The 20,891-nt window shown below is 73.8% G+C and carries 15 protein-coding genes and 2 tRNA genes; 1 reads left to right on the plus strand and 16 read right to left on the minus strand.

Going from position 1 to position 20,891, the window contains the following annotated elements; translation table 11 throughout:
* Nucleotides 1–70 precede the first annotated feature (70 nt).
* The 8 genes from AC0IVP_RS11085 to AC0IVP_RS11120 form a co-directional block, all read right to left on the minus strand.
* A complete protein-coding gene (locus AC0IVP_RS11085) occupies nucleotides 71–631 on the minus strand; it encodes a DUF2020 domain-containing protein (protein WP_471756582.1) in 561 nt (186 codons plus the stop codon).
* A gap of 84 nt (nucleotides 632–715) precedes the next feature.
* Nucleotides 716–788, minus strand: a tRNA-Ala gene (locus tag AC0IVP_RS11090).
* Between the two features lie 25 nt (nucleotides 789–813).
* Nucleotides 814–957: a DLW-39 family protein gene (locus AC0IVP_RS11095; protein WP_200938935.1), complete on the minus strand. Its 144-nt coding sequence runs from the start codon at nucleotides 955–957 to the stop codon at nucleotides 814–816.
* Between the two features lie 89 nt (nucleotides 958–1,046).
* A tRNA-Ile gene (locus tag AC0IVP_RS11100) sits at nucleotides 1,047–1,120 on the minus strand.
* Nucleotides 1,121–1,274: 154 nt separating this feature from the next.
* Nucleotides 1,275–2,204, minus strand: coding sequence for a DUF3566 domain-containing protein (locus AC0IVP_RS11105; protein ID WP_471756584.1), 930 nt, complete (start codon nucleotides 2,202–2,204; stop codon nucleotides 1,275–1,277).
* A 155-nt stretch (nucleotides 2,205–2,359) separates the two neighbouring features.
* The gene (gyrA, locus tag AC0IVP_RS11110) at nucleotides 2,360–4,828 is read right to left on the minus strand and encodes a DNA gyrase subunit A (RefSeq protein ID WP_056296180.1); all 2,469 of its coding nucleotides are present in this window, start codon (nucleotides 4,826–4,828) and stop codon (nucleotides 2,360–2,362) included.
* Between the two features lie 169 nt (nucleotides 4,829–4,997).
* A complete protein-coding gene (gyrB, locus tag AC0IVP_RS11115) occupies nucleotides 4,998–7,040 on the minus strand; it encodes a DNA topoisomerase (ATP-hydrolyzing) subunit B (protein ID WP_056296177.1) in 2,043 nt (680 codons plus the stop codon).
* A 253-nt stretch (nucleotides 7,041–7,293) separates the two neighbouring features.
* Nucleotides 7,294–8,697 carry an APC family permease gene (locus AC0IVP_RS11120; RefSeq protein WP_056296175.1) on the minus strand — a complete coding sequence of 468 codons (1,404 nt, stop codon included), beginning with the start codon at nucleotides 8,695–8,697 and terminating at the stop codon, nucleotides 7,294–7,296.
* A 109-nt stretch (nucleotides 8,698–8,806) separates the two neighbouring features.
* Between AC0IVP_RS11120 and AC0IVP_RS11125 the strand changes: the two genes are divergently transcribed.
* The gene (locus tag AC0IVP_RS11125; RefSeq protein ID WP_471756586.1) at nucleotides 8,807–9,733 is read left to right on the plus strand and encodes an NAD(P)H-binding protein; all 927 of its coding nucleotides are present in this window, start codon (nucleotides 8,807–8,809) and stop codon (nucleotides 9,731–9,733) included.
* On the opposite strand, the gene AC0IVP_RS11130 is transcribed toward AC0IVP_RS11125, so the two are convergent.
* The 8 genes from AC0IVP_RS11130 to dnaA all read right to left on the minus strand — a co-directional run bounded on the left by AC0IVP_RS11130 (nucleotide 9,717) and on the right by dnaA (nucleotide 20,128).
* Nucleotides 9,717–10,481 carry a hypothetical protein gene (locus AC0IVP_RS11130; protein ID WP_471756588.1) on the minus strand — a complete coding sequence of 255 codons (765 nt, stop codon included), beginning with the start codon at nucleotides 10,479–10,481 and terminating at the stop codon, nucleotides 9,717–9,719. The genes AC0IVP_RS11125 and AC0IVP_RS11130 overlap by 17 nt on opposite strands.
* A gap of 8 nt (nucleotides 10,482–10,489) precedes the next feature.
* Nucleotides 10,490–12,268, minus strand: coding sequence for an ABC transporter ATP-binding protein (locus tag AC0IVP_RS11135; RefSeq protein ID WP_082556945.1), 1,779 nt, complete (start codon nucleotides 12,266–12,268; stop codon nucleotides 10,490–10,492).
* Nucleotides 12,265–13,356 (minus strand): hypothetical protein, encoded by a 1,092-nt coding sequence (locus AC0IVP_RS11140; RefSeq protein ID WP_471756590.1) that lies wholly within the window; start codon nucleotides 13,354–13,356, stop codon nucleotides 12,265–12,267. Before AC0IVP_RS11140 ends, AC0IVP_RS11135 begins: the two co-directional genes overlap by 4 nt.
* A gap of 45 nt (nucleotides 13,357–13,401) precedes the next feature.
* Nucleotides 13,402–13,914, minus strand: a complete 513-nt coding sequence (locus AC0IVP_RS11145; RefSeq protein WP_056296160.1) for a DciA family protein — start codon at nucleotides 13,912–13,914, stop codon at nucleotides 13,402–13,404.
* Nucleotides 13,907–15,181: a DNA replication/repair protein RecF gene (gene recF, locus AC0IVP_RS11150; protein ID WP_471756592.1), complete on the minus strand. Its 1,275-nt coding sequence runs from the start codon at nucleotides 15,179–15,181 to the stop codon at nucleotides 13,907–13,909. Before recF ends, AC0IVP_RS11145 begins: the two co-directional genes overlap by 8 nt.
* 88 nt (nucleotides 15,182–15,269) lie before the next feature.
* Nucleotides 15,270–16,199 (minus strand): phosphogluconate dehydrogenase (NAD(+)-dependent, decarboxylating), encoded by a 930-nt coding sequence (gene gnd / locus AC0IVP_RS11155; RefSeq protein ID WP_056296157.1) that lies wholly within the window; start codon nucleotides 16,197–16,199, stop codon nucleotides 15,270–15,272.
* Between the two features lie 113 nt (nucleotides 16,200–16,312).
* The gene (gene dnaN, locus AC0IVP_RS11160; protein WP_056296155.1) at nucleotides 16,313–17,464 is read right to left on the minus strand and encodes a DNA polymerase III subunit beta; all 1,152 of its coding nucleotides are present in this window, start codon (nucleotides 17,462–17,464) and stop codon (nucleotides 16,313–16,315) included.
* An 807-nt stretch (nucleotides 17,465–18,271) separates the two neighbouring features.
* Entirely contained in the window at nucleotides 18,272–20,128 is a 1,857-nt protein-coding gene (dnaA, locus tag AC0IVP_RS11165; protein ID WP_471756594.1) for a chromosomal replication initiator protein DnaA, read from the minus strand.
* Between the last annotated feature and the right edge of the window lie 763 nt (nucleotides 20,129–20,891).

Genomic DNA, 20,891 nt, shown 5'->3' on the forward strand with positions numbered 1-20,891 from the left:
CCCGGGACGAACCGGTCCGGGCAGCGCCGTTCCCGGCCGCTCCCGGCCGAGCCCGGCCAGGCCCGGCCGCTCAGAGCACGGCGGTGACCGCCTGGGCGAGCTCCCGGGCCTGCAGGCTGGACTGCTGGTTGATCGTGACGACGACGACCAGGGTGCCGTCGGCGACGGCGATCACCGTGCCGTCGTCGGTGGAGGCGATGCCGCCGCCGTCGGCCACGTCGTCCACGGCGGTGCCCCCGATGTCGGCCACCCGCTGCACCGCGGCGGTCCGTGCGGCGACCGGGTCGGCGGTCTGGAGCACCTCGACGACGGCGGCGGGTTCGTCGTCGGGCTTGAGGAACGTGCAGGTGGGCGGTGCGCCGCCGGGGACGCCGGTGGTGGTGACCGTGGGGGTCTGCTGCCCGACGGTGTCCTGGACGGTGGCGGTGTCCAGGTAGGGGCAGTCCTGCTCGGTGGTGACCGGTTCGGGCGCGGGGGTGGGGCCGGCGCTCTCCGTCGTCGGTGCCGCCGGGGTGCTGCTGACCGGCGCGCTGGTGGGCGGGCTCGTCGGGGCGGCGGCGTCCGGCTCGCTGCCGCACGCGGTCAGGGCGAGGACGGCGACACAGGGCAGCAGCCAACGGGGAGCACGCACCCGGCGATCATCCCCTGCCCGCCCGGGGTGGTCACGGGGGCGCGGCGGGGGCTGCGGGTGGTGCTGCACGGTCGGTGCGGTGGGTGGAGACGAGGGGAATCGAACCCCTGACCCCCGCCTTGCAAAGGCGGTGCTCTACCAATTGAGCTACGTCCCCGGGTCGCGGCGCGAGCCGCAGGTGTTCAGCGGGTGGGCGGTGTGCTGACGGCCTGCGGACCGGTGGTGGCCTGCGCCCACAGGTCCTGGTCGCCCTTGGCGGCGGTCCGCTTCCGGACGGCGACGAGGGCGCCGGCGGCGAGTGCTGCCACCGCGAGGGACTTCAGCACGGGTGGGGACCTCCTCGACGAGTCGGCCCCCACGAGTGCGGGGGCCGGTGTCCGTCGCGGCGCCGGGAGGCCCCACGGCGGTGCACGGGTGGGCCTGGGAGGACTTGAACCTCCGGCCTCATCCTTATCAGGGATGCGCTCTAACCGTCTGAGCTACAGGCCCGTGAACCTCCGAAACCATACCTGCCCGCCTCACCTCGCTCACACGCGGGGTCGAAGCGGAACGGCCCCCGCGCGAACACCGAGCGGATGGGACGGCCCCCTCGCAGGGTCCCGGCCCGCGCGGAGCGTGGGTCGGGGGGCGAGGAGATCCTCTCTCAGTCGCGCTCGGCGAGGGTGACCTCGAGGCCACCGACGAGGTCTGAGCACAGGTTGTAGACGAAGGTGCCCACCGTGCACAGCGCGGTGAACAGCACGATGTTGACCGCGCCGATGACGGCGGCACCACCGAAGACGATCCCGGGCGTGATGACCGCACCGGCGCCCTCGGCGTCACCGGAGGTGGAGCCCAGCTGGCCGATGAGGTCGTTGAGGGTGGTGAACACGCCCAGCCCGTTGAGCACGCCGTAGAGGACGCCCACGGCGACCATCCAGACGAAGAACAGCGCGATGGCCAGCACCAGGGAGATCTTCAGCGCCGACCAGGTGTCGATGTGGCGCAGCTGCAGGCGGGCCCGGCGCGGGCCGCGGCCCTTGTCCTTGCCGGCACCCCGGACCCGACCGCTGCCGGACTCGTCGGAGCCACCACTGCCGCCGTTGCCGCCGGTGGGGCGACCGGGGCCGCCGGGACCGGACGGGCCGGCCGGCCCACCGGTGGCCGGGGTGGCCGCGCCGGTGCGGGCCTGGCCGCTGCGCGCGGGCTCACCGGCGGGCGTGCGGGGGGGCGCCGTGGACGCGGCCCCGCGGGTGGGGGCGCTGGCGGCGGCGGGCCGCTGCTGCGCGGGCGCCTCGCGGGGTGCGCGGGCGGCCGGGGTCTGGCTGGTCGCGGGGGCAGCGGCCCGGGCGGCGGGGGCGGAGGCACCCGCAGCGGACGCCGTCCCGGTGGCCGGACGGGCCGGGGTGGCCCCGCCCCAGCCGGGTGCGGCCGCCGGCTTACCGGGCTTGGCCGGCGCGGCCGCCTCGGGGGTGGCCGCGGGCTTGCCCTCGGCCTTGGTCGAGCCGCCCACGGGCATCGCCTGGGTCTGCGGCGCCGAGGGCGCCTGCTCACGGCTGTCGGCCCTGACCGAGCCCTGCGTCCGGTCGCTCATGCCGTACTCCCGTCCCCGGACGACCCTCGTCGCCCCTTTGCGCCCGGCGTCCCCCCGCGACGGGAGGACGTCCGCGCATCGGTCATGCCCGTGCGCTCCAGACCGACCGGGACCGGACTGGTCGGTCCGGTCCCGGGTCTGGCATCGGCCTCAGCCTAGGCGTCGGGCTCGTCGTTGTCCGTCGTCCGGGCGATCGCGACGATCGAGACGTCCTCCGGCAAGTTCATGAGCTTGACACCCATGGTGGCCCGGTCCTTGTTGTGACGGACGCCGTTGACCGGCGTGCGGATGACCCCGCCGGTCGAGGTGATCGCGTAGAGCTCGTCGCCCAGCACCACCGACAGCGCTCCGACCAGCACGCCCTTGCGGGACTTGGGGTCGGCGGTGAGCACGCCCTTGCCACCGCGGTTCTGCTCGGGGTAGTTCTCGATCCCGGTCCGCTTGGCATAGCCGCCCTCGGTGGCGACCAGGACGTCGACGCCCTCGGTCACCACGATCATCGACAGCAGCCGGTCGTCGTCGGACAGCGAGATGCCGCGCACGCCCTCGGTGGCCCGGCCCATCGGGCGCAGCTGGCTGTCGTCGGCCTTGAAGCAGATCGACATGGCCTTGCGGGTGACCAGCAGCAGGTTGGCGTCCGGGGCGATGAGCGCGGCACCGACCAGCTCGTCGCCCTCGCGCAGGTTGATCGCGATGACCCCGCCGCTGCGCGGGGAGTCGAAGTCGGCCAGCCGGGTCTTCTTGACCTGGCCGTTCGCGGTGGCCAGCACCAGGTAGGGGGCGACCTGGTAGTCCTTGATCTGGATGACCTGGGCGATCTTCTCGTCGGGCTGGAAGGCCAGGATGTTGGCCACGTGCGCGCCACGGGCGGTGCGCGCCGCCTCGGGCAGCTCGTAGGCCTTGGCCCGGTACACCCGGCCCTTGTTGGTGAAGAAGAGGATCCAGTCGTGGGTCGAGCCCACGAAGAACTGCTGGATCAGGTCGTCCTGCTTGAGCGTGGCGCCCATGACCCCCTTGCCGCCGCGGCGCTGGGAGCGGTACAGGTCGGCCTTGGTCCGCTTGGCGTAGCCGGTGCGGGTGATCGTGACGACCACCTGCTCCTCGGCGATGAGGTCCTCCATGGACACGTCGCCGTCGTGGGCGACGAAGTTGGTCCGCCGGTCGTCGCCGTACTTGTCGACGATCTCCTGGAGCTCGTCGCGGACGATCTGGCGCTGCCGCTCCGGGCTGTCCAGGATGGCCTGCAGCTCGGCGATGCGGGCCTCGATCTCGGCCAGCTCGTCGAGGATCCGCTGCCGTTCCAGGGCCGCGAGGCGGCGCAGCTGCAGGTCCAGGATCGCCAGCGCCTGCGCCTCGTCGACGTCGAGCAGCTCCATCAGGCCGGTGCGGGCGGCCTCGGCCGACGCGCTGGCCCGGATCAGGGCGATGACGGCGTCGAGCTGGTCGAGGGCCTTGGCGTAGCCACGCAGCAGGTGGGCGCGCTCCTCGGCCTTGCGCAGCCGGTAGCGCGTGCGCCGCTGGATGACCTCGATCTGGTGGGTGATCCAGTAGCGGATGAGCTCGTCCAGGCGCAGCGTGCGCGGCACGCCGTCGACGATGGAGAGCATGTTGCAGCCGAAGGTCGTCTGCAGCTGGGTGTGCTTGTAGAGGTTGTTCAGCACGACCTTGGCCACCGCATCGCGGCGCAGGGTGATGACCAGCCGGCGCCCGACCCGGTCGGAGGACTCGTCGGCGATCTCGGAGATGCCCTGGAGCCGGCCGTCGCGCACGCCCTCGGCGATCGCCTCGGCCAGGTTGTCCGGGTTGACCTGGTAGGGCAGCTCGGTGACCACGAGCTGCACCCGGCCCCGGCTGTCCTCCTCCACCGAGACGACCGCGCGCATCCGGACCGAACCGCGACCGGTGCGGTAGGCGTCCTCGATGCCGTCCCGGCCGACGATGAGGCCGTGGGTCGGGAAGTCGGGCCCCTGGACGACGGCCATGCAGGCGGTGAGCGCCTCTTCGTGCTCGGCCTCGGGGTGGTCCAGCATCCAGTAGACGGCCTGGGCGACCTCGCGCAGGTTGTGCGGGGGCATGTTCGTCGCCATCCCGACCGCGATGCCCGCCGAGCCGTTGACCAGCAGGTTCGGGATGCGCCCGGGCAGGACCAGGGGCTCCATGTTCTTGCCGTCGTAGTTCGGCTGGAAGTCCACGGTGTCCTCGCCGATGTCGGCGAGCATCTCCATGGCCAGCGGGGTGAGGCGGGCCTCGGTGTAGCGCATGGCCGCAGCCGGGTCGTTGCCCGGGGAGCCGAAGTTGCCCTGCCCGTCGATCAGCGGGTACCGCATCGACCAGGGCTGGGCCAGCCGCACGAGGGCGTCGTAGATCGAGGAGTCACCGTGCGGGTGGTAGTTGCCCATCACCTCACCGACGACGCGCGCGCACTTGACCGTGGCACGGTCGGGGCGGAAGCCCTGGTCGTACATCGCGAACAGCACGCGACGGTGCACGGGCTTGAGCCCGTCACGCACCTCGGGCAGCGCACGCCCGACGATGACGCTCATCGCGTAGTCGATGTAGCTGCGCTGCATCTCCTGCTGGAGGTCGACCGGCTCGATGCGGTCGCGGCTCGGGGTCTCCGTCACGGTTCAGTTCTCCACAGGTCGGTACACAGCGGTGGACAAAACGCCAGGTCGACAACGGGTTCAGGTGTCGTCGAGATGGCCGTCGGGTGTCTGCCCGGCCCCCTCACAGACCCCCGTGCCGCGCGGGGCGCGGCACGGGGGGCGAGGCACGGGGCCGAGGGGTCCTCGATCAGACGTCGAGGAAGCGGACGTCCTTGGCGTTGCGGGTGATGAAGGAGCGCCGGGCCTCGACGTCCTCGCCCATCAGGATGCTGAACAGCTCGTCGGCCGCCGCGGCGTCGTCCAGGGTGACCAGCGAGAGGATCCGGGAGTCCGGGTTCATCGTGGTCTCCCACAGCTCCTTGGCGTCCATCTCGCCCAGGCCCTTGAACCGCTGGATGGCGTCGTCCTTGGGCAGCTTGCGGCCCTCGGCGGCACGCGCCTTGAGCAGCGCGTCCTTCTCGGCGTCGGTGTAGACGTAGTCGTCGGCGTGCTTGGCACCCCACTTGACCTTGTACAGCGGCGGGTTGGCCAGGTAGACGTGGCCGGCCTCGACCAGCGGGCGCATGAACCGGAAGAGCAGGGTCAGCAGCAGGGTGCGGATGTGCTGGCCGTCGACGTCGGCGTCCGCCATCAGGATGATCTTGTGGTACCGCAGCTTGGCGATGTCGAACTCGTCGTGGATGCCGGTACCGAAGGCGGTGATCATCGCCTGGACCTCGGTGTTCTTCAGCACCCGGTCGATGCGTGCCTTCTCGACGTTGATGATCTTGCCTCGGATGGGCAGGATCGCCTGGAACATCGAGTCCCGGCCGGACTTGGCCGAACCGCCGGCCGAGTCGCCCTCCACGATGTAGACCTCGGAGTTGCGCGGGTCCGTGGAGCGGCAGTCGGCGAGCTTGCCCGGCAGGCCGGTGGAGTTCAGCGGGCTCTTGCGGGCCAGCTTGCGGGCGTCCTGTGCGGCGCGGCGGGCCCGGGCGGCGGAGCTGGCCTTGGTGATGATCGTCTTGGCCTCGGCGGGGTTGGCCTCGAACCAGTGGCCGATCTGCTCGTTGCAGGTCTTCTGCACGAAGCCCTTGACCTCGGTGTTGCCCAGCTTGGTCTTCGTCTGGCCCTCGAACTGGGGGTCGCCCAGCTTCACCGAGACGATCGCGGCCAGGCCCTCGCGGATGTCCTCACCGGTGAGCTTGTCCTCCGGCTTGTCCTTGAGGATCTTCTTCTCCACCGCGTACCGGTTCACGATCGAGGTGAGCGCCGCGCGGAAGCCCTCCTCGTGCGTGCCGCCCTCGTGGGTGTTGATGATGTTGGCGAAGGTGTGCACCGACTCGGAGTAGGACTCCGACCACTGCATCGCGACCTCGAGGCTCATCGCGGTGTCGTTCTTGCCCACGCCGTCGGCGGCGAAGGCCACCACGGACTTGTGGATCGGGGCGCGCTTGGCGTTGAGGTGCCGGACGTAGTCCGAGAGACCGCCGTCGTAGCGGTAGGTGACCTCGGTGGGCTCGAAGGCCTCCTGCTCGGCGGCCGCCTCCACGGGTGCGGCGGCCTCGGCCAGCGAGGGGACGTCGCCCAGCCCGGTCTCGGCCTGGGTCTGCCCGCGGCGCTCGTCGCGCAGGATGATGGTCAGCCCCTTGTTCAGGAACGCCATCTCCTGCAGCCGGCGGCGGATCGTCTCGAAGGAGTAGACCGTCGTCTCGAAGATCGAGGGGTCGGCCCAGAAGGTGATCGCGGTGCCGCGCTTGTCGGTGGACCCGACCGTCTGCAGCGGGCCGGGCACCGTCTCGGTGTAGTGCTGGAAGTACTCGGTGCCGTCGCGCCAGATGTTGACGTCGAGCTCGGTGGACAGCGCGTTGACCACGGTGACGCCGACGCCGTGCAGACCACCGGAGACGCCGTAGGACTTGCCGTCGAACTTGCCGCCGGCGTGCAGGATCGTCAGCACGACCTCGACGGTCGGGCGCTTCTGCACCGGGTGCTCGTCGACCGGGATGCCACGGCCGTTGTCCTCGACCCGGACACCGCCGCCGTCGAGCAGGGTCACCCGGACGGTGTCGCAGTACCCGGCCAGCGACTCGTCGACGGCGTTGTCCACGACCTCCCACACCATGTGGTGCAGGCCGCGCTCGCCGGTCGAGCCGATGTACATGCCGGGGCGCTTGCGGACCGCCTCCAGCCCCTCGAGGACGGTGATGGAGGAGCCTGAGTAGGCGTTCTGCTCGGTCGTGCTGACCACGGGGGGCCCTTCTGCTCGCGCGACGCCGCCGGGCCGCACGGGTGGCGACGACGTCGAGTCGAGGGCCCAGAACGGCGCTCAGCGGGCTGCTGGCGGTGTGACCTCCTCATCGTACCGGGTCCCGGTCACCAGACGGCACCGTCCGCGCCCCCACGTCGTCCCTGCCGTCCCAGCGGGACCCCGACCACCACCGGTCTTGGCCCGGCGGGTGACACGCCCTCCTCGGACGGGTGAGACGGGTGGGGCGGCCCGGTCAGTTCCGCGGGCCGCTCGGGCCGTCGCCCGACAGCGCTTCCGGGTCGAGGGCTGCCGTCGTCCCGGTCCGCCGGTCCACCACGACCGTGACCGCCCACAGCGCGACGCCGATCAGCAGCAGCACACCGGCGATCTGGTACTGCACCACGGGCCGCCCGGCCCACGGCGTGGCCAGGAAAGCGCAGGCCAGGGCCCCGATCACCGGGAGGAACGTGGGGGTGCGGAAGTGGTCGCCGTCCACGGTGTCGCGGCGCAGCACCAGCACCGCGACGTTGACCACGGCGAACACGACGAGCAGCAGCAGCGCCGTCGTCCCGCCCAGGTCGGGGACCGCGCCGACGAAGGTGATCAGGCCGAAGGCGAGGGCGGTGGTGAAGCCGATGGCCACGGTCGGGGTCTGCCGGCGGGCGCTGACCCGGCCCAGCAGCGGGGGCAGCACGCCCTCCCGGCTCATCCCGTAGACCAGCCGGCTGGCCATCAGCATGTTGATCAGCGCGGAGTTGGCGACGGCGAACATGGTGATGACGCCGAACAGGCCCAGCGGGAACCCCGGCGCCCCGGCCGCGACCACCTGCAGCAGCGGGGTGTCGCCCTGGGAGAGCTGCTCGGCGGGGACCAGGGTGATGGCCGAGACCGACACCAGCACGTAGATGACGCCGGTGATCGCCAGCCCGGTGAGCAGCACTTTGGGGAAGATCCGCCGCGGCTCCTTGCACTCCTCGGCCATGTTGACCGAGTCCTCGAAGCCGACCATCGCGAAGAAGGCCAGCCCGGTCGCGGCGATGACCCCGCCGATCAGGCTCATCTCCCCGGTGTCGGCCTGGGTGACCCGGGAGAAGTCGCCCTCGCCGATGCCGATGGCCCACGCCCCGACGCCGATCACGATGAGCAGACCGGTCAGCTCCACACAGGTCAGCACCACGTTGGCCTTGACGCTCTCGCCCACGCCCCGGTGGTTGACCAGCGCGACCAGGCCCATGAAGCCCAGCCCGATCAGGGTGATGCCGATGCCGTCGCCCAGGTCCAGGCCGAACACCTCGGCGGCGTTGGCGCTGAACGCCCGCGCCGCGGTCGAGGCCGAGGTGATCCCCGAGCTCATGACGGCGAAGGCGACCAGGAACGTCAGGAAGTGCACGCCGAAGGCCTTGTGCGTGTACAGCGCGGCGCCGGCGGCGCGCGGGTACTTGGTGACCAGCTCCAGGTAGCTGAACGCGGTCACCAGGGCGACGGCGAACGCGACGGCGAACGGCAGCCAGACGATGCCGCCGACCTGGGCGGCGACCTGGCCGGTCAGCGCGTAGATCCCGGTGCCCAGGACGTCGCCGATGATGAACAGCAGCAGCAGACCGGGGCCCATCACCCGCTTGAGCTGGGGCTGCTCGGTCTTCTCGGTGGTGGCCATCGCGTGCACCTCTCGTGGGGGTGTGCCGACGGCGCCGTCGGTGTGCGGGCGATCGTGTCGGTACGGCGCCGTCTCGTCCACTCGGCGCCCGGCCAGCACACTCGTGGGTGTGACCCCCCCGCTGCGCGTGCTGGTGACCGGTGCCTCCGGGCACGTCGGCGGTGCGCTGGTCCCCGCCCTGCTGGCCGCCGGGCACACCGTGCGGGTGCTGACCCGCGACGCCGACCGGGTCGCCGACCGGCCGTGGCGGGAGGACGTCGAGCTGACCGTCGCCGACGCCGCCGACCCGGTCGGGACGGCCCGGGCCTGCGCGGACGTCGACGTCGTGCACTGGCTGGTGCACTCCCTGGACGCCGGGCCCGGGTTCGCCGCGGCCGACCGGGCCACCGCCCGGGTCGTGGCCCGCGCCGCCCGCCGGGCCGGGGTGTCCCGGCTGGTCTACCTGGGCGGGCCGCGCCCCACCGGCGAGGCGCTGTCGGACCACCTGCGCTCCCGCGAGGAGGTCGGCGCGCTGCTGCTGTCCTCCGGGGTGCCGACGGCGGTGCTGCGTGCGGCGATCGTGGTCGGCGCGGGGTCGGCGAGCTTCGAGATGCTGCGGCACGTGACGGAACGGCTGCCCGTCCTGCCGGCCCCGGCCTGGGTGCGCACCCGCGTGCAGCCGGTCGCGCTGCGCGACGTCGTCACGGCGCTGGTGGGCGCGGCCGCTCTCCCGGCCCACGTGAACCGGGCCTTCGACGTCGCCGGTCCCGACGTGATGACCTACGCCGAGCTGGTGCAGCGCTACGCCGCGGTGGCCGGACTGGGCCGACGGCGGTTCCTGCCGGTGCCCGTCGGCAGCCCGGCGCTGGCCGCGCTGGGCATCGACCTGCTCACCCCGGTGTCCAGGGAGCTGGCCCGCTCGCTGGTCGAGAGCCTGGGCAACACCGTGGTCGCCGGCGAGGACGACCTCGCCGGGCTGATCGGGTCACCGCCGCGGCTGGGCTTCGAGGACGCCGTCCGCGAGGCCCTGGGTGGGGCGGTCAGCCCCCGGGCGTGACCGTCCAGGTGCCCGAGGTCCGCACGGCCAGCACGCCGGGCATCGGGGTCTCCACCACGGTCGAGTAGGCCTCGGTGTTGCCGAAGACCCGCATCTCCTCGGGCGCCGGGCTCGAGTACGCCCGGGCCCACAGCTCGTCACCGGGGGCGGCGGGAGCCCAGTCGAAGCGGAACACCGGGGCGGCGTCGGCCAACCGGATGACCGCCGACCCGGTGACCGTCTGTGGGCCGTGGGTCGGCGGCAGGTCGTTCCAGCTGCTCAGCGTGAGGGTCCAGGGGCCCTGGGCGAGGACCCACAGCTCACCGGCCACGGTGCCGTCGTCGGTGACGTTGGTCAGGCCCTGCCCGGACCAGGGCGCGACCCCGCCGACCAGCGAGGTGCTCCGACCGGGCTCGGTCAGCACCCCGTCGGCGGTGCAGGCGGTGCAGTCCAGGGCCGTGACCAGGGCGAACGCACCGACGCCGTAGGTCACCGTGGCGGGGCCGGTGCCGCTGACCGTCGCGGCGGCGCCGTCGGCGACCGGGCCGGCGTCCAGCCGCTGCGCCGGGGCCGTCGGCGTCGCCGGCGAGGGGGCCGCGGACGGGGACGGGGTCGGCACCGGCGTGCTGGTGGGTGCGGACGTCGCCGCGGCGGTCGTCGCCCCCGGGGACGCCGACCCGCTCACCTGCTGGGTGCAGGCGGTGCCCCCCAGCAGCACGGTCACCAGCAGGACGGTGGCCGGCAGGACGGCGGTGCGGACGCGCGACACGGGTCCCATCAGACCAGCAGCTGGGCGGTGGCGAGCTCCCGGTACAGCGGGTCGCTCTCGACCAGCTCGTCGTGCGTGCCCACGGCGACCACCCGGCCGCCGTCCAGGACCACGATCTGGTCGGAGTCGCGCACCGTGGACAGCCGGTGCGCCACCACCAGCAGCGCCCGGTCCTGCGCGGCGGTGGCCAGCGTCTGGCGCAGCAGGGTCTCGTTGCGGGCGTCCAGGCTGGCGGTCGGCTCGTCCAGCAGCAGCAGCGCCGGGCGGGCCAGCAGCGACCGGGCGATCGCCAGCCGTTGCCGCTCCCCACCGGACAGCAGCACGCCGTCGTCGCCGACCAGCACGTCCAGGCCCAGCGGGGACCGGGCCACCACCGGGGTCAGCCCGACCGCCTCGAGCACCGCCCACAGCGCCGGTTCGGCGGTGTCCGGGGCGGCCAGCAGCAGGTTCTCCCGGATCGTGCCGGCCAGCACCGGCGCCTCCTGCTCGACGTAGCCCATCCCGGCCCGCAGCACCGCCCGCGGCAGCTCCCGCACGTCGGTGCCGGCCCAGCGGACCGACCCACCGGACAGCGGGTAGAAGCCCTCGACCAGCGCGAGCAGCGTGGACTTGCCCGCACCCGACGGCCCGACCAGCGCCGTCCGGGTGCCGGCGGGGACCGCGAAGGACACCCCGTGCAGCACCCGGGTGCCGTCGGGGTAGTCGAAGTCGACGTCGCGCAGCTCCAGCAGCGGGGTGGGGTCACCGGCCGCGGGCAGTCGCGGCGCCGTCGTCGTCCCGGGGCGCTCGGGGACGTCGTCGTCCTCGGGGGTGAGGGCGAGGACCTCCTGCACCCGGGCCAGGGCACCCAGCCCGGTCTGCAGCTCGGTGTAGGCCCGGATGACCTGGCCCAGCGGCTGGACCAGCAGGAACAGGTAGAGGATGAAGGCGATCAGGTCGGCGATGGAGATCGCGCCGGTGGCCACCCGGTAGCCACCCAGGCCCAGCACCGCCAGGAACGCGCCCTGGATCGCGATGCCGCTGGCCGGGGCGACCAGCGCCTGCAGCCGGGCCACCGCGACCCCGGCGGTGAACGCCTTCTCCGCCGACGAGCCGACCGTGTCGACCTCCCGGCCGGTCGCGCCGCTGGCCCGGATGGTGCGGACGGCGGACAGTGCCCGCTCCACCGCGGCGCTCATCGCGCCGACCTGCTCCTGGGCCTGCCGGGACAGCACCCGGACGCGGCGGGCCGCGGCGATCGCGGTGCCCACGCCGATCGACACCGACGCCAGCGTCACCAGCAGCAGCCAGACGTCGACCAGCGCCATCGCGATCAGCGCACCGACCCCCAGCACCAGCGACCCGCCGACCTCGACGACACCGCTGGTGACCGTGGCCCGCAGCAGCGTGGTGTCCGAGCCGACCCGGCTCATCAGGTCCCCGGTGCGCCGCCGGTCGTACTCGGCGACCGGCAGCCGCAGCAGCCGGTCGGCCAGCGTCCGGCGGGTGGACAGCACGACGCCCTCGGCGGTGCGCTGCAGCAGGTACTGCTGGCCGGCACCGAGCACGGCGGCCGCGACCAGCACGACCACCAGCGTGGCGACGCCGGGCAGCAGCGCGCCGCCCGAACCGACCGCCGACACCACCCGGGACACCAGCAGCGGCTGGGCCAGCGCGGCCGCGGCCGACACCAGCGAGAGCACCGCGGCCGCGACCAGCGCCCGCTTGTGCGGACGCAGCAGCGGCAGCAGCTCGCGCAGCCCCGCCGCCGGCGTCGGTGTCGGGCCCCCGGCAGGGGGCTGGGTCACCCCGCGGCCAGGGCGGCGGTCACCGCGGCCAGCAGCCGGGCGTGGTGCTGGACCAGCAGCGGGCGCTGCGCGTCGGGCCGGACGGCGGCCACGAAGCCCTCCGCCGTCCAGAGCTCGTCGCCGTCGTCGCTGCCCAGCAGGGCCTGCCGGACCACCGGGTCGTCGACCAGGCGGCGGACCTGTGGGCCGTCCTCGCGGGTCAGCAGCACCCAGCGCTGGTCGAACTCGGGGTCGCCGCTGGGGATCTGCAGCATGCCGCCGGTGCCGTGCCGCCACAGCCGGGCCGGGCCCAGCCGCAGCGCGGGCACCTGGCCCAGCAGCGGGGCGGCGGTCACCGCGTGGGTGGCCACCCAGCCCCGGCCGTAGGGGGAGACGACGTCGAAGGCGACCAGGTCCAGCCCGTCGGCCCGCCCGCGCAGCACGTTGGTGGGGACGTCGTCCTTGCCGGGCCGGATCGGGGCGGTGCGCACCAGCGCGGTGATCGCGGCGTCCTCGGGGCCGGTGCCGTCGGTCGCCGTCCAGCCCAGCGCAGTGCCCCAGGCGCGCAGGCCGTACCGGTCGGTGGGGTCGACGGGGGGCGGGGCGGGCTGCTCCCAGCCCTGGGTCTCCGGGCCCGACGCGCCCCGGCCGCCGCCGAAGAGGCCGCCGAACAGCCCACCGCGGCGGCGCTCGGGCGGGGCCTGCTGGGGCTGCTGCTGGGGGGTGTCCCAGGGCTCGGGCGACCGCGGCGCGTCCCAGTCCTGCTGGGGCTGGTGGCTCTGCGGCTGGTGGCTCTGGGGCTGGTGGCTCTGCGGCTGGTCGCCCTGGGGCTGCTGCCACTGCGGGGGCTGCCACGGCTGCTGGGGCCGCTCGGGCTCGGCGCTGGGCAGCGACCAGCCCGGGGGCTCCCAGCCCCGGTCGGCGTCGCCACCCGCCGGGGTCGCGCCGCCGGCCGGGGTCGCGCCGCCGGACGGTGCACCGCCGTCCGGCGGGGTCTCCCCGCGGCGGGCGGCGTCGGCACCGCTGCGGTGGTCGGGCTCGGACCAGCCGCGCTGGTCCTCGGGACGCTCGTCTGCGCCGCCGGGGTCGCCGTCGCGGGGGGTGGTCATCGGGGCTCGCTCTCGTTCGGGGGGGTGGTGGCTCGAGGTGGGGCCTCAGCCGTAGGTGTCGCGGGGTCCGCGGCCGCGGACCGTGCGCGGGCCCTTCTTCCAGCTGGGTGCCGTCGGTCCGACAACGCGCAACCGGGTCACGACGTCCCCACCGACGCCGCCGCCCAACCCACCGTGCAGCCGGGCCAGGATCGTCGGGGCCATCATGCGCAGCTGGGTCGCCCACGCGGTGGACTCCGCGACGACGGTCAGCTCGCCCTCGCTCAGGGACTGCGGGGCGCAGTGCGCGGCGATCTCCGGGCCGACCAGGGAGTCCCAGCGGCCGAACACCGACCCGACCTTGGTCCGCTCGCTCCAGTCCTGCTGGCTGACCAGGGAGTCGACCAGTGCACCCAGGGTCTGCGGGTCGTCCGCGCCGGGGTGCGCACCGGTCCAGGACCGGCGCGGACCGGCGACCCGGCGCCGGGTGGGCTTGGGGCGGGCCGCGGACGCCGCCCGCGCCGCGTCCAGCGCGGCCCGGGCGATGTCGCTGGGCCGGGCCGGTCGCTCCTCAGCCACGGGTGGCCACCTCCCCGTCCTCCAGTCGCCCGTCGACCGGTGCCTCGTCGTCCAGTGCCTCGTCGTCCAGTGCCTCGTCGTCCGGTGCCTCGTCGTCCAGTGGCCCGTCGTCCGGTGGCCCGTCCTCCAGCACCGTCGCGGTGCCGCCGGTGACCAGCACCCGGGTGCCGCGCAGCGCCTCGGGCACGTCCTCGGCGACGGCGGCGGTGATCAGGGTCTGCTCGGCGGTGCCGGCCACCTCGGCCAACGCGGTCCGCCGGCCGGCGTCCAGCTCGGCGAACACGTCGTCGAGCACCAGCACCGGCTCCTCGCCGTCGGCGCGCAGCAGCTGGAAGCAGGCCAGCTTCAGCGCCAGCGCGAACGACCAGGACTCCCCGTGGCTGGCGTACCCCTTGGCCGGGGCCGGCCCCAGGTGCAGCACCAGGTCGTCGCGGTGCGGGCCGACCAGGGTGACCCCCCGGTCGACCTCCTCCTTGCGGCGCTCCTCGACCCGCTGACGCAACGCCCCGGTGAGCTCGGCCGCGGTCGGCAGGCCCAGGCCGGGCACGAACGCCGTCCCGTCCCCGGCCATCGGCACGGTGCTGGTGTAGCCCAGGGTCGCCGGGTCGCTGCCGGGCCCGGCGACCTCGGCGTAGGCCGCGGTCACGTGCGGGGCCAGGTCGGTGGCCAGCTGCAGCCGGGCCGCCAGCAGCTGGCCGCCCAGGTCGGCGAGGTGGCCGTCCCAGACCTCGAGCGTGGCGATGGCCCCGCCGCGGGCCAGCTTCGCGGTCTTGAGCAGGGCGTTGCGCTGCTTGAGCACCCGGTCGTAGTCCGACCGGACGCCGGCCAGCCGCGGCGTGCGGCTGACCAACAGGTCGTCGAGGAACCGGCGGCGCTCGGTCGGGTCGCCCCGCACGAGTGCCAGGTCCTCCGGCGCGAAGAGCACCGTCTTGACCAGGCCCAGCAGCTCCCGCGGCCGGGGCAACGGGGAGCGGTTCACCCGCACCCGGTTGGCCCGGCCGGGGTTGATCTCCACCTCGACCAGCAGCTCGCGGTCGTCCTTGCGCAGCGCGGCCCGGACGACGGCCTGCTGCGCACCGTGCCGGACCAGCGGTGCGTCGTTGGACACCCGGTGGCTGCCCAGCGTCGCCAGGTAGCCGACCGCCTCGACCAGGTTGGTCTTGCCCTGGCCGTTGCGGCCGACGAAGACCGTCGGCCCCGGTGTCAGCGGCAGGTCGACGGCGTCCCAGCTGCGGAAGGACCCCAACTGGAGGTGCCGGACGTACATGGAGGACCCCCTCGCGCCCCGAGCCTCGCGAGCTCGGCTCGGGCCCCTGCGAGGGGGCCGACCAGTCTGGAGTCGTCGACGCTCCCGCTCAGGCGGGGTCCTCGACCTCCTGCTTCTTGGCCTGCACGGCGTGCCCGCCGAACTGGTTGCGCAGCGCGGCGACGGCCTTCATCGTCGGGCTGTCGTCCTGGCGGGAGGCGAAGCGGGCGAACAGCGACGCCGAGATCGCCGGCATCGGGACGGCGTGCTCGATCGCCTGCTCGACGGTCCAGCGGCCCTCGCCGGAGTCGGCGGCCCAGCCGGTGATGTCGTCCAGGCCCGGGTCCTCCTGCAGCGCGCGGACCAGCAGGTCCAGCAGCCAGGAGCGGATGACGGTGCCCTGGGTCCAGGAGGCGATGACGCCCGGGACGTCCTCGACCAGGTCGACGGCGGCCAGCAGCTCGTAGCCCTCGCCGTAGGCCTGCATCATCGCGTACTCGATGCCGTTGTGGACCATCTTGGCGAAGTGGCCGGCACCCACCGGTCCGGCGTGCACGAAGCCCGCGCCGGGCACGGCCTGGCCGGACTCGTCCTGCGGCGCCGGGGGCTTGAGGGCGTCGAAGACGGGCTGGACCTTCGCCACGTCCTCCTTCGAGCCGCCGACCATCAGCGCGTAGCCGTTCTCCAGGCCCCAGACACCACCGGAGACGCCGGCGTCGACGTAGCCGATGCCCACGGTCGCCAGGTCGTCGGCGTGGATCTTGTCGTCGGTGAACTTCGAGTTGCCACCGTCGACGACGACATCGCCCTCGCTGAGCAGCTCCTTGAGCGCGCTCACCGTCTGCCGCGTCGGGTCGCCGCTGGGGACCATCACCCACACCACGCGGGGCGCCTCGAGCGCGTCGACCAGGCCCTGCAGGCTGTCGACGTCCCGCTTGCCCGGTGCGTTGTCGTACCCGACGACCTCGTGGCCCGCGCGGCGCAGCCGCTCGGCCATGTTGCCGCCCATCTTGCCCAGTCCGATCAGCCCCAGCTGCACGCCGGTCCTCCTCGCATCAGTGGTGGGTCGCCCTGCTCCGGTCTCGGCGGCGCTGCCCCGGTGGCGGACCCATGGTGCGCGCCCGGCGGTGCCGGGCGCGATTCGAGCTCAGGTCACCCCGGGAGACGCACCGGCATGATCAGGTAGCGGTAGCTGCCCGGCTTGGGAGCCGCGCCGTCACCGTCGCCGGCGGGCTCGTAGGAGCCCGACAGGACGGCCGGCTTGAGCGCGCTGGTGAAGTCCATCCGGGCCCGCTCGGTGTGCACCGCGGCCAGCCCGTCCAGCAGGAACGTCGGGTTGAACCCGATGGTCAGCGGGTCACCGTCGAACTCGACGTCGCACCGCTCCTCGGCCTGGCCCTCGTCGTCGGTGCCACCGGCGCGCAGGGTCACCTGGCCCGGGGTGAACTCGCAGCGCAGCGGGGTGCCCCGCTCGGCGACCAGGGCCACGCGCTTGGCGGCGTCGGTGAACAGGCCGACCGGCAGCGTTGCGTGCGAGGCGGACTCGCTGGGCATGATCGCGCGGTACTTGACGAACTCGGCGTCCAGCAGCCGGGTCGTGGTCTGGCGGTCCTTGCCGCTCATGCCGAGGATGCCCTCGCCGGAGCCGCCCGAGGACAGCGACAGCACGACCTCGGGGCCGCTGGTCAGCGTCTTGGCGGCATCGGCCAGGGTCCGCGCGGGCACCAGGACGGCGGCCGACAGACCCGGGGTCTCCGGGCGCCAGGCGAACTCCCGGACGGCCAGCCGGTAGCGGTCGGTGGCGGCGAGGGTGACGACGTCGTCCTCGATCTCGAGCCGGACGCCGGTGAGCATCGGCAGCGTGTCGTCCCGCCCGGCCGCGACGGCGACCTGTCCGACGGCCTCGGCGAAGGCGTCGCTGTCCACGACACCCGCGGTGGAGGGCATCGAGGGCAGCGAGGGGTAGTCCTCGACCGGCAGCGTGGGCAGCGAGAACTTCGCGTTGCCGCAGGTGATCGACAGCCGGGCGCCCTCGGCGACGACCTCGACCTGGTGCGGCGGCAGGGCCCGGGTGATCTCGGCCAGCAGCCGGCCCGGGACCAGGGCGCGCCCGCCCTCGGAGGAGGACACGTCGACCTCGGAGCGGGCCGAGACCTCGTAGTCGAAGCCCGAGACCGACAGCGAGCTGCCCTCGACCTCCAGCAGGATCCCGGCCAAGACCGGCACCGACGGTCGCGGCGGGAGGCTGCGTGCCGTCCACGCGACCGCGTCGGCGAGCACCTCGCGTGCCACCCGGAACTTCATGTCGTGTCCACCCCTGCTCGTCTGGCGCTGTGCTGGTCCGTGCTCGGTCCGTGCTCGCTGGTCCGTGCCGCCGGCGGTCGTGCTGGTGCACGCCGGGTCCGGTCACCGGCCGCGCCGGTCACCTGCGGCGGTCAGTCTCCCCTGCCCGGGGGCCCGGCGTCGACAGCCCCCCACCGGCACCCCTGCCCCTGCTGCTGCTCGTCGGTGTCGACTCGGCGACCGGCACGTGCACACCCAGTGTGTGGTTCAAGGAATCTCCGAGGGACATCACTCATCACCGTCATCACGGGTGTGGGTACTGGGGAAAGGCCCTGTTTCCGCTGCTCAGGCACCGAGTGGGGCTGTTGGCCCGGTGTGGGCCGGTGACCGTCTGCCTGGGGTCGACATGGGGATACGGTGTGGACGACGAGGGCCGGTGACCGTCCCCGGCCGGCCGGTCATCGGTGCCGGTCACCGACCGGGCCGCTGACCTGCACGGACACGGGGTCACCGTCCGTCGTCACGAATCGTGACCCGGACGGCACGGGATCTCCCCAACCTGTGCACAGAGCTGGGGACAGCGGGATCCGTGGGACGGCGGGGTCCCGGATCGACTGCGCAGAGTCACCAGGACGAGTGAGGCGCGTCGGTCGACACGGCGACGCCCCCCGGGCGGGTCGCCGGGGGTCACCCGATCGGTGACCGACGTGGCGGGGCAGCGGTCACCGGTCCGCGGCCGTCGACGACGGACCCCGCGTGCGGCCCGGCCCAGGACGACGAGAGGCCCCCGACCGCGTGGGTCGGGGGCCTCTCGGGCGGACGTCGTCCCTACTGGCGGGCGCGGCTCTTGATCCGGGCGGTGAGCTCGGTGACCTGGGTGTAGGTGGCCCGCCGCTCGCTCATCAGGCCGGTGATCTTCTTGACCGCGTGCATCACGGTGGTGTGGTCCTTGCCGCCGAAGGAGGCACCGATCCGGGGCAGCGACAGCTCGGTCAGCTCACGGCACAGGTACATCGCGATCTGCCGGGCGTTGACCAGCGTGCGGGAGCGGTTGGCGCCCTGCAGCTCCTCCATCGTCACGGAGAAGTACTCGGCCGTGGCCGCCATGATGATGGCCGCGGTGATCTGCGGGCCCTGCTCGTCGCTGATCAGGTCCTTGAGCACCAGCTCGGCCAGCGCGAGGTCGACGGGCTGCTTGTTCAGGCTGGCGAACGCCGTCACCCGGATCAGCGCACCCTCGAGCTCGCGGATGTTGGTCTGCACCTTGCTGGCGATGAACTCCAGCACCGCGTCGGGTGCCTGCAGCCGCTCCCCCCACGCCTTCTTGCGCAGGATCGCGATGCGGGTCTCCAGGTCCGGCGCCTGGACGTCGGTGATCAGCCCCCACTCGAAGCGGGTGCGCAGCCGGTCCTCCAGCGTCGTCAGCTTCTTGGGCGGCCGGTCGGAGGTGATCACGATCTGCTTGCTGGCGTTGTGCAGGGTGTTGAAGGTGTGGAAGAACTCCTCCTGGGTGCGCTCGGCACGCTCCAGGAACTGGATGTCGTCGATCAGCAGGAAGTCGATGTCCCGGTAGCGACGGCGGAAGTCCTCGGCCCGGCCCGAGTGCACCAGGTTGATGAACTCGTTGGTGAACTCCTCGGTCGAGACGTAGCGGACCCGGACGTTGGGGAACATCCGTGCCGCGTAGTGCCCGATCGCGTGCAGCAGGTGGGTCTTGCCCAGCCCGGAGTCGCCGTAGACGAAGAGCGGGTTGTAGGCCCGGGCCGGCGCCTCGGCGACCGCGACCGCGGCGGCGTGGGCGAACCGGTTGCTGTTGCCGATGACGAAGCTGTCGAAGACGTACTTGGGGTTGAGCCCCAGGTCCCCGCCGCCGGACCGACGGTCGGCGAAGAGCGGGACGCTGCCCCGGCCGTTGCCGTTCCCGCCGCCGTTGCCGCCGCCGTTGCCACCCCGGTCGCGGTCCCGCTCGTCGGGACGGTCGCGGCCGGCCGAGGAGTCGTCGGAGCCGGGGTCGCCGGCCGCGTCGTCGACGTCCCAGGGCGCCGGTCGTCGGGGGTCGTTGCGGGGCCGGTCCCAGGCGGGGGCCCGGTCGTAGGAGTCCCGCGAGGCGGTGCCGCGCGACCAGTCCCGGCCGTCACCGGACTCGGGCAGCCAGACGTCGGTGCGCGGGGCGTCGCTGCGCACACCGAAGGCGCTGCGGCCGTCGTCGAGCTGGGCGCGGGCGGCCCGGTCCTCGTCCTCGCGGTCGCGCTGCCAGTCCTCACGGGCGCGGTCCTCGCGGGCCCGGTCCTCCCGCGCGCGGTCCTCGCGCTCCCACTCGGGACGACGGTCGCGCTGCTCGGCCACCCGGTCGGGCACCCGGTCGGCGGGCCGGTCCCAGCCGCTGTCGGCGGTCTCGGCGGCGGCGTCGCGGGCGGCCTCGCTGGGGGTGTCCTCCAGCTGGACGGCGACCTTGATCTCCCGGCCGAACTCCGCGGACAGGGCGTCGGTGAGGGCCGTCCGCATCCGGGACTCCAGCACCGTCTGGGTGAACTCGTTGGGCGCCGACAGGACGGCGACGCCCTCGACGAGACCCAGCGGCCGGGTCAGGTTCAGCATCGCGTTCTGCTGGGGGGACAGGCTGCCGGCCAGTCGCTCCCGGATGCCGTCCCAGACCGTGGCCAGGTCGACCTGAGAGTCGGCCATCGGCTGTGTCCCCTTCCCTGCGTCCCCGTGTGCGTGCCGCGTGCCGGCGGTGGTGCCGTGTCGGTCGTGCCGTCCGTGCTGGTGGTGCGGTCCCTGCTGGTCGTGCCGTGCCGTGCCGGTGGTGCGGTGCTGGTCGTGCTGACGGTGCTCGCGCTGCGTCGCGTGCCGAGCTCCTCGTGTCGCTCGCGTCGCGCCGATGGTCCCCGTGCGCACGGGGAGGACTGCAGCCTGCCCTGCCGTGTGCCCCGGCGTCACCCCCGTGGGGGCCGGTGGCCACCCGCCGGACACCCGTGCGGACGACGTCGTCCGGTGGCGGGGCCGCTGGGGGGCCGGGTGCGGCGGACCGCTCCGTCCCCCGCTCGTTCCCCAGGTGTGGACCCGTCCACCCTCGGCGTCCACACCGGGGTCCACAGTCTGTGGACAGAGGTCGGGACGTGGTGGGGCGGTGGGCGGCCGTCCCGCGGCGTGCGGGGCGTCCGTCCAGGTCAGGAGCCCGTGGGCCGGTCCGGACGGCGGGTCGGACGGGTGTCCGGGACCCGTCCGGGGACGGCGTTCGGGGGGTTCTCCCGGGAGTCGGGCAGCGCGGCGACGCTAACAGCCGGATCCACAGGCGGGCAACGACCGGCACCGGACCCGGTGGCACCCACCGGCGCGTCGTCCGGGGCCCGCCGGGGGTGCGTGGTGCAACATGGCGGGTCCGCTGTCCTCCCGTCCGCCGGGCCGCTGGCCTCCTCGGCTATGCTTGTCGCGTCTGTGGACAGCG

It is taken from the genome of Klenkia sp. AC732 (assembly GCF_979256525.1).

What these genes read in the sequence shown, in the direction of transcription:
- AC0IVP_RS11105 (WP_471756584.1), bottom strand. Translation starts at nt 2,204, where the DNA reads ATGAGCGACCGGACGCAGGGCTCGGTCAGGGCCGACAGCCGTGAGCAG.
- AC0IVP_RS11120 (WP_056296175.1), bottom strand. Translation starts at nt 8,697, where the DNA reads ATGGCCACCACCGAGAAGACCGAGCAGCCCCAGCTCAAGCGGGTGATG.
- AC0IVP_RS11140 (WP_471756590.1), bottom strand. Translation starts at nt 13,356, where the DNA reads ATGACCACCCCCCGCGACGGCGACCCCGGCGGCGCAGACGAGCGTCCC.
- recF (WP_471756592.1), bottom strand. Translation starts at nt 15,181, where the DNA reads ATGTACGTCCGGCACCTCCAGTTGGGGTCCTTCCGCAGCTGGGACGCC.
- dnaN (WP_056296155.1), bottom strand. Translation starts at nt 17,464, where the DNA reads ATGAAGTTCCGGGTGGCACGCGAGGTGCTCGCCGACGCGGTCGCGTGG.
- dnaA (WP_471756594.1), bottom strand. Translation starts at nt 20,128, where the DNA reads ATGGCCGACTCTCAGGTCGACCTGGCCACGGTCTGGGACGGCATCCGG.